The following is a 13114-nucleotide window of genomic DNA, read 5'->3' on the forward strand; positions in this document are numbered from 1 at the left end:
ATTACACGCCTTCTAACAATTCATCATCTACAACCCCAATCGTCTTGCCGGTTGAGGGTCAGAGTTTTGCTGATATTCGTATGTTCGTTCCTACTGATACTAATTCAGTCGATTTAAGTACACTTATTGGTCCTCCTAATAATTATTGGGGGGATGATGATGGAGATTCTGGCGTTAGTGCTACTGGTCGTTTAAGTTTATCTATCGTCGATAAAAACGGTCAATCTGTATCACGTAATTCCGTGTTAACGACTTGTAATTCACCTTATAAGGTTACGTTATCTAGTACTGACGGTACATTATCTACTCGTTACGGATTTCCTAATCGTAGTACTTTCAGTGCCCGTAGTGAGATTTATTACGTCAATCCTAAGGCTGGGCCGGTGGTTTGTTTTGCCAGACCTCATTTGGTTGGTGGTATAGCTTCTCCAGCTTCAATTTGGGACTCTGCTAAGGGTTTTCTCACTCAAGAAACAGACCCGTCACTTTACGGTAGAAACTTTCCTACAACTGGTGCTAACAAACTGTACTTTGATTTACTCATTAGTGGTGTTAGTCAGCCATTGTCTTGGTCTGCAGTTTCTCTGGGTGGTATCACAGCTACTATGTCTAATTCTACTGCTACAAGCGTTCGCGTTACTTTAACTGGTCCTTACGCTACCACATCCCAGCAAAGTTCATCCAATCCTGGTCCTATTTCGAAACCTACTTTGCCTCAGACTTTCGAGTTGGTCGGTCGTGATAGTAATGGTACTCCAGTCGTCAAATATGGTTTTACTTTGAAGCAGTGGTTCGTCAACCGAGGTTTTAAGAATGACACTTATCCTAATACATTATCTTGGTGTCGTCGTATTGGTTATCGAGTACCTAAGGTAAAGGATTTAACCAACGCATCTTGTCGTAATACAGGTTTAACTTGTCAAGGCGCTGTCAGCGCCACCCCTTCCTCGCCGAGGAATCATTTTATGCCTCATATAGGTGCTGGCTTTTTCGCGGAGTGGCTTAATATGCGCAACTACTCCGGAGCCAGTTTTGTATCTTGGGGGAACTGGACTAGTGACCCGTATAATGGTACTGAGCAGTTTATCGTGAATTCAGGCAATGGTGATATAAATTCATACTCCATCAACAGTTCAGTAGTCAATGGGCTTTGTGCCCATCCTTAGTTCTTATTCCTTCGTCCTTAATCCTTAGGGCGGGGGTGGGGGTGATAAAAAATAGTATTAGGTGATTAAAAGCAAGCTGACTCGAAGAGTCAACGTCGTTTAGCCATAAAAAGCGATTTTGTGGCTAAGCGGCAAAAATGCTGGGCACCGAGGTGGTGGTTAAAAATATTGATATTAAAGGAGTAATATAAAATGAATATTGAAGAAAAAATAGCGTTAAGTAAAAGGCCGGTTCAGTTTATAGCCGAAGGTAATTTTTTAAAGCTTTATAATCAATCATTATATGTGGTTGAGCAATTATTGGGTTTTAACTTAAAGGTGACGGCAAAGTATATAAAAAAAATTGATGAAATTATTATTTGCGGTGGATTTCCTACCCGTTCTATTACTAAACGCTATCCTAATGCCAGCCCTAATTTAACGGGTTATGAGTTATTGGGTGATTATGATTTAAGTGGCTATGAATTATGGTACCAAAAGCATTGCCAAATACCGAAGCAAAAAACACCACAATCCCTTCTCACAACATCTCAAGAAGTAAACGAACAGTTAAACGAATTCCACGATATGAATAAACCCTTAACGGTTCAGCATCTATTATTTTTACAATCATGGCAGGCAAATAAATACCCTGCTATGGTAGATAGTGCGTTTATACAGGCGTTGAAGAATTATTTTAGCGAATTGCATTAATAGCAGAGTGATGTTGAAAATAAATCATCCACCCCAACTAGGGTGGTTTTTTTAGTTTTTTATCGAAAAAAAGTTGAGGAGTGGGGGGGTTGGGGTTTAAAATTCTGCAATGTTGTCTAAATAAATAATTCGGCCTTAAACTGTGTTTTTTAGTAGCCGTTTTTTGCATCAAAAAAAGTTGAGGAACGGGGTTTTTGAATCCCTTTCATCATAATCAATCAATAAATAATCTTTATTAGTTCCATCTTAAGGTTTTGTTAATCTGTTTTTGTTAGTTTAGTTGCACTTTTATTTGTAATTATTGGAGCAAAATTTGGATAGAAATTTTAGTTGGCGCTCGTTGGTTTATGCTATTTTGTATTTCTGTTACTTTTCTTGTGCATTACAACTTTACATTGCATTGTCAGGACATGCTAATTTTATTGGGCTTCGTGACTCGATAATTTATAGTATGATTTGGCTGGTGCCTATTCTCTTTTTTCCTAATATTACCAAAAAATTTGCTACCGTTTATGGCATTATCGTCGGTGGGTTGTCACTAATTTCGATTGGTTATTTTACGATATATCGACAGGAGTTTTCGCAGAGTGTTTTTTTTGTGATGGCAGAGTCGAATTATAATGAGTCACATGAATTTATTTCCCAGTACCTTAGTATTAAACTCGTCGCCGTGCTGTTGATTTATATTTTGGTTGGGGTGTTTTTGTGGTTTAAGGTTAAACCGGTTTATGTAAAAAATATGACTAAATGGTTAGTGTCGATAATCATTGTGGTTTATGCGTTGATGCCTTTGTTTATTAGTGTGGCGATTAAGAAGACTTCGTTTGAGCGCGCTACCCAGCATCTGTTAAGTCGGATGGAAACGACGGTTCCATGGCAATTGCTCAGTAGTTATATTGCTTATCGTTCTCAGCTTTCTAATATGGAAAAAATCTTAAATCATCTCGAAACCTTGCCTAAATTCGAAAATTTAACTGATGCCAATGGAAATACTCCAAGAACGTTAGTGCTGGTGATTGGTGAGTCAACGACTCGTAGCCGTATGGGGATTTATGGTTATGAGCGTGATACGACGCCGTTAATCGAGCAATTTAAAAAAGATAATCCTGATTTTCTTGCTTTTAATGATGTTGTTTCATCAAGACCTTATACGATCGAGATTTTACAACAAGCGCTAACTTTGGCCGATGAGCAACATCCTGATTTATATCTTTCTAAGCCATCTTTAATTCATTTGATGAAACAGGCCGGCTATAAGACTTTTTGGATTACCAATCAACAAACGATGACTAAGCGCAATACGATGTTGACGATGTTCTCTAAGCAAGCTGATGAGCAGTTTTATATGAATAATGATCGTAATCAGAGTTCCAGACAATATGATTCGTCGGTTTTTGAGCCGTTTAAGAATGTGCTAGATGATCCTGCTGAAAAGAAATTTATTGTTATTCATCTGCTCGGTACGCATATGAAATATGAGCTGCGCTATCCGGAAGGTGAGGAGTATCAGCGTTTTAAAGATAAGACTGGCGTAAATTTTGATTTGGATAATGATAAGTTAAAAGTTTATAACAGTTATGATAATGCGGTCGCGTTTAATGATTTTGTTACTACTGAGCTGTTTAAGCTATTTAAGAATAGTGATCCAAATGGTTTTATTTTGTATTTTTCCGATCATGGTGAGGAAGTTTATCAAACGGCTCCGCATGATGTTTTAGGGCGTAATGAGAAGGCGCCAACTAAAGCTATGTATACGGTTCCTTTTATGCTTTGGCAATCGCCTAAGTGGTTAGTGAGTCATCCTAATAATCATTTTGAGTCTTATGTGAATCGAAAATTTAGTACTCAGGATTTGATTCATACTTGGTCTGATTTGGCTGGGTTAAGCTTCGATGATTATCAACCCGAAAAAAGTATTGTGAATGAAAAATTTGCACAGCCAACTCGATGGATTGGTGATCCTCATGGTAAGGAGGGGTTAACCGATTTCGATCAGCTCGCTAAATAGTGATTTACAGATAAAGTAAAGGTATGGTATTGTATATTTATACAGTTATTTTCTATATACTAATACCTTCATTATGCGAAAAATTATTCATGTCGATATGGATTGTTTTTATGCAGCTGTCGAAATGCGAGATAATCCACGTTATCGCAATGTGCCGATCGCCGTAGGAGGCGATCCACGTAAGCGTGGTGTGGTGGCAACTGCGAATTATATTGCTCGTCAATATGGTGTGCATAGTGCGATGTCAATGGCACAGGCAATTAAGCTGTGCCCTAATATTAAGGTCATTCCTGGTCGTCATGCTGTCTATAAAGAGGTTTCCAATCAAATCCATCAAATATTTAAGCGTTATACTCAAGCCATTGAGACGCTTTCGCTTGATGAGGCTTATTTGGATGTGACGGATTGTAAGCTCTGTCATGGTTCTGCTACGTTAATCGCCCAAGATATTCGACAAGCAATCTATAACGAGCTTGAATTAACCGCGTCAGCAGGTGTGGCACCACTTAAGTTTTTAGCTAAAATCGCATCTGATATGAATAAGCCAAATGGGCAATATGTGATTACACCCGATCAGGTTGAAGGATTTATTGAGCAACTTCCACTGAAGAAGATCCCCGGTGTGGGTAAAGTGACCGAGAAGAAGCTAGCAGAGTTGGGGCTTTATACCTGTAAAGATGTGGTTAATTATGATTTGACTAAGTTACTTAATCAGTTTGGTAAGTTTGGACGTATTTTATATGAACGTTGCCAAGGGATTGATGAACGCGAAGTCTGTAATGATAGGCAACGCAAGTCAGTTGGGGTAGAGCGCACGTTGGTTGATGATATTCACAGTTGGGATGAGTGTTTAGCGCAATTTGATCCGCTATTTGAGGAGTTGGAGAAGCGTTTAAGTAAAGTCCGCTCCGATCTCTCTATTGCTCGCCAAGGTGTGAAATTTAAGTTTGATGATTTTCAGCTTACGACTCAAGAGCATGTTTGGTCTAAGTTGGATAAAGCTGATTTGATTGAACAAGCTCATAAAGTTTGGCTAGAAAGGCGCAATGATCGGGGTGTTAGGTTAATTGGTTTTCATGTGACGTTGATTGATCCACAAGTTGAAAAGCAACTTATTTTTAAGTTTTGATTGATGATGTGTTGATTAGATGAGATGGGTTAAAGGATCTGATTTTAATTCGCAAATCAGATCCTTTATATTATTAGATGATTATTTTAAGCTTTGACCATTGGTCTTAATCACATTTTTATACCATTCGAATGACTCTTTTTTATAGCGTTTCATGCTACCGTTACCTTCGTTGTCACGATCAACATAAATTACGCCATAACGTTTTTTCATTTCGCCAGTGGTGAATGAAACGACGTCGATAATCCCCCAAGCGGTATAACCAATCACATCAACACCGTCGTAATCCATCGCTTTTTGCATCGCTTTAATATGCGCGCCGAGGTATTCGATTCGTGGTTTATCGTGAATTTGGTTGTCGTGCTCAAGTTCATCAATCGCGCCAAAACCATTTTCAACAATAAATAGTGGTAGTTGATAACGATCGTATAAGCGATTAAGTGTGTAACGTAATCCTTCTGGGTCGATCGGCCAACCCCAGTCACTGCTTTTAATGTATGGATTTTCAACTGCATTTGGTAATGCACCATTGACGATGTTGTCACGGTTGTCGTTTTTAACATCTGCTTTTACGACAGTTGACATGTAGTAACTAAAGCCGATGTAATCAACCGTACCTTGTTTTAAACAAGCTAAGTCTTCTTCTGTAATATCAAGTTTGTAGCCTTCGCGTTCAAACTCTTTTAATGCGTATGATGGATAATATCCACGAACATGTACATCAGGGAAGAAGAAGCGTTGATGCATAGCAATTTCTGATGCCATCATGTCTTCAGGGTTACATGAGTATGGGTAAATTGGCACGTGAGAAATCATACAACCAATTTCAAAGTTAGGGTTGATTTTTTTACCAGCAATAACCGCTTTAGCACTGGCTAATAATTCGTAATGCGCAACTTGGTAAAGCACTTCTTGTGGATTTTCACCAGGTTTAACTTGTACACCTGAGTTGGTCCAGAAGAAGATTGGGTTACTGGTGTCCATTTGGTTGTTGATTTCGTTAAAAGTCATCCAATATTTAACTTTGTTTTTATAACGTTCAAAACAACTTATAGCAAAACGTTCAAAAAACTCTACGGTTTTACGATTACGAAAACCACCATATTGACGAGCAATGTGTAATGGGATTTCAAAATGTGAAAGGGTAATAACCGGTTCAATTCCATTCGCAATGAGTTCATCAAATACGTCATCGTAAAATTGTAGGCCTGCTTCATTTGGCTCTAGCTCATCGCCTTTAGGGAAAATTCGAGTCCAAGCAATTGAAGTACGAAGGCATTTTAGCCCAAGTTCAGCAAATAATTTGATGTCTTCTTTATAATGATGATAGAAATCAATTGCTGTATGATTTGGGTAAAATTTGCCTGCTTCGATATCTTGAGTGATTTGTCTTGCAACACCATGTGCGCCAGCGGTCATGACATCAACCACGCTTGGTCCTTTGCCCCCTTCATTCCAGCCGCCTTCGAATTGGTGAGCAGCTAATGCACCGCCCCATAAAAATGGTTTTTTAGTCATTTTTGATTCCTTGTTATTGCTTAATTTCGAATATGATATCGTCAAGATTCACGTCTTTATTTTCAGTTAATGTGATCAATTGGTATTGATCTGTATTAACAATAATAATTGGTGTAATTAATGGATAACCCGCTTGTTTGACCGCTTGTGGATCAAAGCTGATTAGCAAATCACCTTTTTTAACTTGTTGCCCCATACTGATGTGATAACTAAATTCGTTATTAGTTAAATTAACGGTATCTATTCCAACGTGAATTAATAATTCTACGCCGTTATCTAGGACTAAACCGATAGCATGTTTTGAACTTTCAAATACCGCACTAACTACGCCATCAAATGGTGCATAAACATGGTTATCTGTTGGTTCGATAGCAATACCTTCACCCATTAATTTTTGTGCAAAAGCGGGATCTGGTACTTCGCTTAGTGGTAATGCTTTACCGATCATTGGGCTAGTGATGTTAACTTTATCAAGAACGACTTTTGGGGTGTCGTTTTCAATTTTTTCATCACTTTGTGCTTTTTCATTAGTACCAAAAATTTGCATTAAAATCACTGGCCCAAATAGTGCTATTGCTGAACCCAGTGCTACGCCGATGATTGATCCATAATGTTCTGGATTAATTGCATTAACAATAGTTAGTGGTCCAGGTAATGCTGCATAGGTGTAGTAGTAAGGCGTAAAGATACCAGCGACCATCCCACCAATTGCAGCACAAATACAGCCATAAATAAATGGTGTTTTAAAGCGTAAGTTAACCCCATAAATAGCTGGCTCTGTGATACCAAATAGACCCGTAATAAAGGCTGAGATTGATACACCTTTCATCTCTTTTGAGCGAGTTTTGATATAGAATCCTAATGCTGCACCGACTTGACCAATTACCGCGATAGTTTGGTAGGCTTGGAAAGAGTCTTTACCATATTGGTTAATGTTTTCGATAATAACTGGTGTAATACCCCAATGCACACCAAATATAACCAGAACTTGCCAAAATGCCCCGATAATCGCACCCGCGACCCATGGCGCAAGGTTTACAATCCAGTTGTATCCGCTTGCAAGGTAGTGCGCTGCACCAGCTGTAATTGGTCCAATTACTAATAAGGTTAATGGAACCATAATCACTAAGCAGATTAATGGCATGACTAATGGTTTAATAATGCTGTGTAAGCGAGGTTCTAAGAAACGCTCTAAATAAGAGAGTAACCATACTAAAAATAGTGGTGGTAATACGGTTGACATATAGGTGGTTTCAGATAACGGTAAACCAAATAAGTCAAATGTTCCCCCATTTTTTATTGATGTTGCAATTTCTGCCCATGTTGGTGATAGTAGCGCTGCACAACATGCTACTGCAATATAGATGTTGCAACGGAAATGTTGCGATGCAGTAATGGCAATAAAGATAGGTAAAAAGGTAAATGGCGCCCAAGAGATAAAGCTAAATACTTGGCAAGTGCCAGTTTGTTCAAATTCTGGATAGACAAGCTTAATTAAAATTAAGATCCCTTGTAATATACCTGCTCCCGCTAAAACATAAACGAAGGGAGCAAAAACAGCTGACATTGTGGCGATAACACGATTTAACATACTACTTTTGCTATTTACATCAACTTTATTGTTTCCACTCATTAATTGCGTAAATGCATTATAGACTTTGTCTACATTTGTGCCGATAACAACTTGAATTTGTCCACCTTTTTCAACCACGGTGATAACACCCGGCAAACTGGCGATTTTCTCTTTCGCTTCCGCTGGGGTGGTTTGAGTAACGACACGCAAACGAGTTGCACAACGCGCGACAGAAACAATATTATTTTCGCCGCCTAACTCATTTAATATATCAACTGCTAATTTATTATAATCTCTAATTTTAGATGACATCAATTAAGCTCCTTTTAACAGGTAAGAGAGCATATCTTATCCTTAAATTGAAAATTGTTAATGACCAATTTTATTGTTTGTGATCTAGATCGCGTTTTCTAGCAATTTTGATTTATTTAATTAAGGATAAGTATAGAATGTCAATCATTTATACCAATATCAAAGAACGATTAATGTTAAAATACCAAGATGTGGCAAAGAAAATTCAACAGTCGATTTATCAACAAAATCTGCCTAAAGATACACAATTGCCTAATATCGAAGGATTAATTCAACAATATCAAGTTAGTCGTACCACCATTATCAAAGCACTTAATCGCCTTGAAAGGCACGGTGTGATCTATCAAATTCAAGGCAGTGGTATTTTTGTTAGGCAACCCAAAAAAAGGGGTTATCTGAATTTTTTAGAGAGTCATGGTTTTAGTGTTGACCTAAATGATTTACCAGGCGCTTCACAAGTATTTAATGTTGACGTTATTCAGCCTAATGCCAAAGTAAAAGAGAACTTACAGTGTGAAGATGGTGAAGAAGTCTATTATATAAAACGATTACGTTTGGTTGAAGGCAAGGTTTATGGTTTTGAGCAATCTTATTATCGTAAAAAGATCATCTCTTACCTTAATCGGGAAATTGCCGAAAACTCAATTTTTAGTTACGTTAAAGAGATTTGTAAAATCAATATTGGTTTTTCTGATAAATATTTCAAAGCGATAAAATTAGATGAGGAGATCGCCCCTTATTTAGGATTAAAACCTGGCGATCCCGCTTTATGTGTTGAAGAGATTTTTTATACTACAGCAGGCGAACCTTTCGATTTTTCAAGAATTATCTATCATTACGACAATGCAAAATTCTATGTACAAAGTCATTCAAAATAGTCGAAGGTATTTCATTTAGTTAATAAAATAGATTACTAACTAAATGAAATTTTATCAATTTAACAGCTACTACTTTTGTTCAACTTTTTTAAGTGTTTCGAATGTACCTGATAAAGTTAATGTGACTTCATATTCTGGTGGGGTATAGATATCTACATCCATAGGATCATCGGCACTCCTATCCATAGCTAGATAACGATTTTCACTTTTGGCGTTGCTATATGATGAATATGTTCTATCAAAATCTCTTGAGTCGAGTGATAGTGTAATTGGTGCGCCTAGTACATACTGTTTATCCAATAATCGTTCAACTTTAGCGCTCAATTTGTTTAGTAAAAGGGTTTCATGCTCGTTTAGCGCAGCTTGAATTGCTTCAGGCGAAACACTATAAGAGATGTTATTGTTGACTTGCATCTTTAATTCTTGCGCTTTAGCAATAATTTTACCAATAAGATCTAATTTATTTATTTTTATTTTTAGTGTGTTATTGACGAAATAGTGTTTTTCTTCAATTTCTTTAGCCTCCATTTCGCGTACCATATATTTTTTAATTGATACGTTCGTTAAGCCTATCTTTTTTAATTCGTTAGCGATATTGTTAAAGTCTTTGTACAGATCATCCTTTGCTCTACTTTCTCTATTACTGGTTGTAGCAATGGAGAATTCATAGTAGTTAGTCAAATTTTTATCGTCAATCTGATAAATGTTGTTTATACCATATTTATCAAGTATTTTATTAAGATTGATGAAGCTATCATTATTATCAATCGTTAATACAACATTAAGAATAGCTGCATAAGTGGTATTGTTTTTACTATCTGGTTTCGTCACAGTTCTAACACTGTTTTTGTAGTCGGTGGTAACTAAATTATCGTCGGTAATATTAAGTGTATTTAAATAAGTTTTTAACTTCTTCATTGTTTCGACATTAAGATTAGAAGCTTCCGTTGATGTTTCACCCTCTGTTTCTAAGGTTACATAAAATTCAACTGTATCGGGTTTTAATATAATGTTATCAGTAATTTTGGAGGTGATTTCTCCAACAGGGATAAGGTTCTTTCCATATTTTAATTGCTGTAGTTCTAAATAATTATTGCTAACGTTTAACGCATTATTTTGGGCGTGAGATGGAAAGATGGTACTCATATTCATTAATAGGATTAATAATAAGGTTTTTTTCATTTTATTTCCTTTATTCAGTCTAGTGAAATGGGCTAGTAAAGTAGGTTCAATGTAGAAAGATAAGATGATTATAATTAATCTAATTGGAAAGTTGTAAAAAAATTGTAAAACTTTATGAATATAAAAAAGCGTCTTACGACGCTTTATTATTTTATTCCATATTCAGCACGATAGGCTTCGACTTGGGTGACTTGGTCTTTGCGTGATGGATCTTGGTAGAGGTATTGGATCAAATCATCTAAAGTAATAATTGAAATTACATCACAATGATAAGTCTGTTTGATTTCTTGAATAGCAGATAAATCACCTCGGCCTTTTTCTTGACGATCTAAGCAAATCAATACGCCAGCAAGTTTAGATTGATTGTCTTCCAAAATTCGCATTGATTCACGAATTGCTGTACCAGCGGTAATTACATCATCAACTAACATAACGCGTTGTTGATATATTGAACTACCTACTAGATTACCACCTTCACCATGGTCTTTCGCTTCCTTTCGGTTAAAGCAGTAAGGAACATCAACATTGTGGTGTTCAGATAGGGCAACCACTGTTGATGAAACGATTGGAATGCCTTTGTAGGCTGGACCAAAGATAACATCATATTGTAAATCTGCATCGATCAATGCAGCGGCATAAAAACGACCTAATAACGCTAAATCTTTACCGGTATTAAATAGTCCTGCATTAAAAAAGTAAGGGCTTTTTCGACCTGATTTTAAAGTAAACTCGCCAAATTTTAATGCTTGCCTATCTAAAGCAAATTCTATAAATTCACTTTTATATGATTTCATCGATCCTCTCCAATTAATCTTTTAAAGCTTGTTTTTGTGCTTCTGTAATAGTTTTTATGCCATTTTTTGCTAGTTCTAATAGGGTTAATAATTCTTCATGACTAAATGGTTCACCCTCGGCAGTGCCTTGAACCTCTATGATACGACCATCATCTGTCATAACGACATTCATATCGGTTTCAGCATTAGAATCTTCAATGTATTCTAAGTCGCATAGAGCTTCACCGTTTACAATGCCTACCGATACGGCAGCCACTAAAGATTTAATTGGATTTTCTTTGATTTTTCCATTAGAAATTAATGTGTTTATTGCATCAACGAGTGCAACACAAGCTCCGGTAATCGATGCAGTTCTTGTGCCACCATCGGCTTGAATAACGTCACAATCAAGGGTAATGGTGTATTCACCTAATAATTCAAGGTCAACCATCGCACGCAGTGAACGGGCAATTAGGCGTTGGATTTCCATTGTTCGGCCAGTTTGTTTGCCTTTTGCAGCTTCTCGTTGTGTTCTTGAATTTGTTGCGCGAGGTAACATGCCATATTCAGCAGTGATCCAACCTTGATTTTGACCTTTTAAAAAGCGGGGTACAGATTCATCAATTGTTGCATTACAAAGTACTTTGGTTTCACCAAATTCGACTAATACAGAACCTTCTGCATGCTTAGTGTAATGACGGGTTATTTTGATTGGGCGGACTTGTTCCGCAGATCGACCAGACGGGCGCATGCAATTCTCCAGCAGTTTATTTTATCTTCGAATTAATTTTTTAGGGGGACATCAACAAGAAAGCGTCGATGTTTAGCCTAAGCTAAGGGCACATTATACAGAATTTGTGATACAATGCACACTAAGTTTTTTATAAATTTAGGAACCTATTATGATTTCTAGTATGACCGCGTATGCGAGAAAAGAGTTGAACCAATCATGGGGTAATGCGTCTTGGGAGTTGCGTTCGGTCAATCAACGCTACTTAGAAACCTATATTCGTTTACCAGAACAGTTTCGCTCACTTGAGCCGATCGTTCGTGAGCGTCTTCGTGCTCGATTAACTCGCGGAAAGATTGAATGTAACTTACGCTTCGAACTTGATCCCGCTACTCAGAACCAAGAGTTATCATTAAATATTGAGCTGGCTAAACAGATATTAAATGCAGGTGATTGGATTAAACGTGAATACCAAACCGGTCCAATCAATCCGCTTGATGTGTTACGTTGGCCGGGAGTGATGTCGAGTAAAGAACAAAATTTAGATGCAATTTCGCAAGAAATTTTAGCTTTACTTGAAAAGACAATCGATGAATTTATCACTGTTCGTGAACGTGAAGGTAAAGCCTTAAGCGAATTAATTACTCAGCGCTTAGACGCAATAACTCTCGAAGTTAATAAAATTCGAGATTGGATGCCACAAATCTTAGATTGGCAGAAAGAGCGTTTAAAAAGCAAACTAGACGAAGCCAATATTGAACTAGATAGCTCACGTCTTGAACAAGAAATTGTGATGGTTGCACAAAAAATTGATGTGGCTGAAGAGTTAGATCGATTAATGACTCATGTCAAAGAAACTTATGCAATCTTAAAGAAAAACGAAGCAGTAGGGCGCCGACTTGATTTTATGATGCAAGAATTTAATCGTGAATCAAATACCATCGCTTCAAAATCAATTAATGCGGATGTAACTGCAAGTGCGATTGAACTTAAAGTATTGATTGAGCAGATTCGAGAGCAAGTACAAAATATCGAGTAATTTAATGAGCAAGTATTTTGTCATCGGCAAAGTCCTTCACTCAATATAGTCTTAAATGTTTATATCGATTAACAGACTGATTTATTATTTACTCTAAAAAACAATCAATGTAG

General features: G+C 37.1%; 11 protein-coding genes. 6 read left to right on the top strand and 5 right to left on the bottom strand.

The annotated features are described in order from the left end of the window. The 4 genes from J3U23_RS02875 to dinB all read left to right on the top strand — a co-directional run. The coding region (locus J3U23_RS02875) for a hypothetical protein (protein ID WP_267338391.1) at positions 1-1166 on the top strand (1166 nt) is incomplete at its 5' end. A gap of 192 nt (positions 1167-1358) precedes the next feature. After that, on the top strand, positions 1359-1859 hold the full coding sequence (locus J3U23_RS02880; RefSeq protein ID WP_267338392.1) for a hypothetical protein: 501 nt from the start codon (positions 1359-1361) through the stop codon (positions 1857-1859). Between the two features lie 313 nt (positions 1860-2172). Continuing rightward, positions 2173-3867 carry a phosphoethanolamine transferase CptA gene (cptA, locus tag J3U23_RS02885; protein WP_267338394.1) on the top strand — a complete coding sequence of 565 codons (1695 nt, stop codon included), beginning with the start codon at positions 2173-2175 and terminating at the stop codon, positions 3865-3867. A gap of 73 nt (positions 3868-3940) precedes the next feature. Next, positions 3941-4996: a DNA polymerase IV gene (gene dinB, locus J3U23_RS02890; RefSeq protein WP_065734535.1), complete on the top strand. Its 1056-nt coding sequence runs from the start codon at positions 3941-3943 to the stop codon at positions 4994-4996. 81 nt (positions 4997-5077) lie between these two features. On the opposite strand, the gene J3U23_RS02895 is transcribed toward dinB, so the two are convergent. Both J3U23_RS02895 and J3U23_RS02900 read right to left on the bottom strand, forming a co-directional pair. Beyond that, entirely contained in the window at positions 5078-6514 is a 1437-nt protein-coding gene (locus tag J3U23_RS02895) for a 6-phospho-beta-glucosidase (protein WP_220224873.1), read from the bottom strand. A gap of 13 nt (positions 6515-6527) precedes the next feature. Further along, entirely contained in the window at positions 6528-8399 is a 1872-nt protein-coding gene (locus J3U23_RS02900; RefSeq protein ID WP_267338395.1) for a beta-glucoside-specific PTS transporter subunit IIABC, read from the bottom strand. A gap of 137 nt (positions 8400-8536) precedes the next feature. On the opposite strand from J3U23_RS02900, the gene J3U23_RS02905 reads away from it, so the two are divergent. After that, positions 8537-9277, top strand: coding sequence for a GntR family transcriptional regulator (locus J3U23_RS02905; protein ID WP_267330917.1), 741 nt, complete (start codon positions 8537-8539; stop codon positions 9275-9277). A gap of 69 nt (positions 9278-9346) precedes the next feature. On the opposite strand, the gene J3U23_RS02910 is transcribed toward J3U23_RS02905, so the two are convergent. The 3 genes from J3U23_RS02910 to rph form a co-directional block, all read right to left on the bottom strand. After that, on the bottom strand, positions 9347-10459 hold the full coding sequence (locus tag J3U23_RS02910; RefSeq protein WP_267338396.1) for an SIMPL domain-containing protein: 1113 nt from the start codon (positions 10457-10459) through the stop codon (positions 9347-9349). Between the two features lie 146 nt (positions 10460-10605). After that, on the bottom strand, positions 10606-11253 hold the full coding sequence (pyrE, locus tag J3U23_RS02915; RefSeq protein ID WP_065561745.1) for an orotate phosphoribosyltransferase: 648 nt from the start codon (positions 11251-11253) through the stop codon (positions 10606-10608). 13 nt (positions 11254-11266) lie between these two features. Further along, a complete protein-coding gene (gene rph / locus J3U23_RS02920; protein ID WP_065561744.1) occupies positions 11267-11983 on the bottom strand; it encodes a ribonuclease PH in 717 nt (238 codons plus the stop codon). 151 nt (positions 11984-12134) lie between these two features. Here rph and J3U23_RS02925 point away from each other — a divergent pair, with 151 nt between their 5' ends. Continuing rightward, a complete protein-coding gene (locus tag J3U23_RS02925) occupies positions 12135-13001 on the top strand; it encodes a YicC/YloC family endoribonuclease (protein ID WP_065734530.1) in 867 nt (288 codons plus the stop codon). Positions 13002-13114 lie beyond the last annotated feature (113 nt).

The sequence above is a fragment of the Gilliamella sp. B3367 genome, assembly GCF_026536825.1.
Classification (GTDB): Bacteria; Pseudomonadota; Gammaproteobacteria; order Enterobacterales; family Orbaceae; genus Gilliamella; species Gilliamella apicola_E.

What these genes read in the sequence shown, in the direction of transcription:
- pyrE (WP_065561745.1), bottom strand. Translation starts at nt 11,253, where the DNA reads ATGAAATCATATAAAAGTGAATTTATAGAATTTGCTTTAGATAGGCAA.
- rph (WP_065561744.1), bottom strand. Translation starts at nt 11,983, where the DNA reads ATGCGCCCGTCTGGTCGATCTGCGGAACAAGTCCGCCCAATCAAAATA.
- dinB (WP_065734535.1), top strand. Translation starts at nt 3,941, where the DNA reads ATGCGAAAAATTATTCATGTCGATATGGATTGTTTTTATGCAGCTGTC.
- J3U23_RS02895 (WP_220224873.1), bottom strand. Translation starts at nt 6,514, where the DNA reads ATGACTAAAAAACCATTTTTATGGGGCGGTGCATTAGCTGCTCACCAA.
- J3U23_RS02880 (WP_267338392.1), top strand. Translation starts at nt 1,359, where the DNA reads ATGAATATTGAAGAAAAAATAGCGTTAAGTAAAAGGCCGGTTCAGTTT.
- J3U23_RS02905 (WP_267330917.1), top strand. Translation starts at nt 8,537, where the DNA reads ATGTCAATCATTTATACCAATATCAAAGAACGATTAATGTTAAAATAC.
- J3U23_RS02925 (WP_065734530.1), top strand. Translation starts at nt 12,135, where the DNA reads ATGATTTCTAGTATGACCGCGTATGCGAGAAAAGAGTTGAACCAATCA.
- J3U23_RS02900 (WP_267338395.1), bottom strand. Translation starts at nt 8,399, where the DNA reads ATGTCATCTAAAATTAGAGATTATAATAAATTAGCAGTTGATATATTA.
- J3U23_RS02910 (WP_267338396.1), bottom strand. Translation starts at nt 10,459, where the DNA reads ATGAAAAAAACCTTATTATTAATCCTATTAATGAATATGAGTACCATC.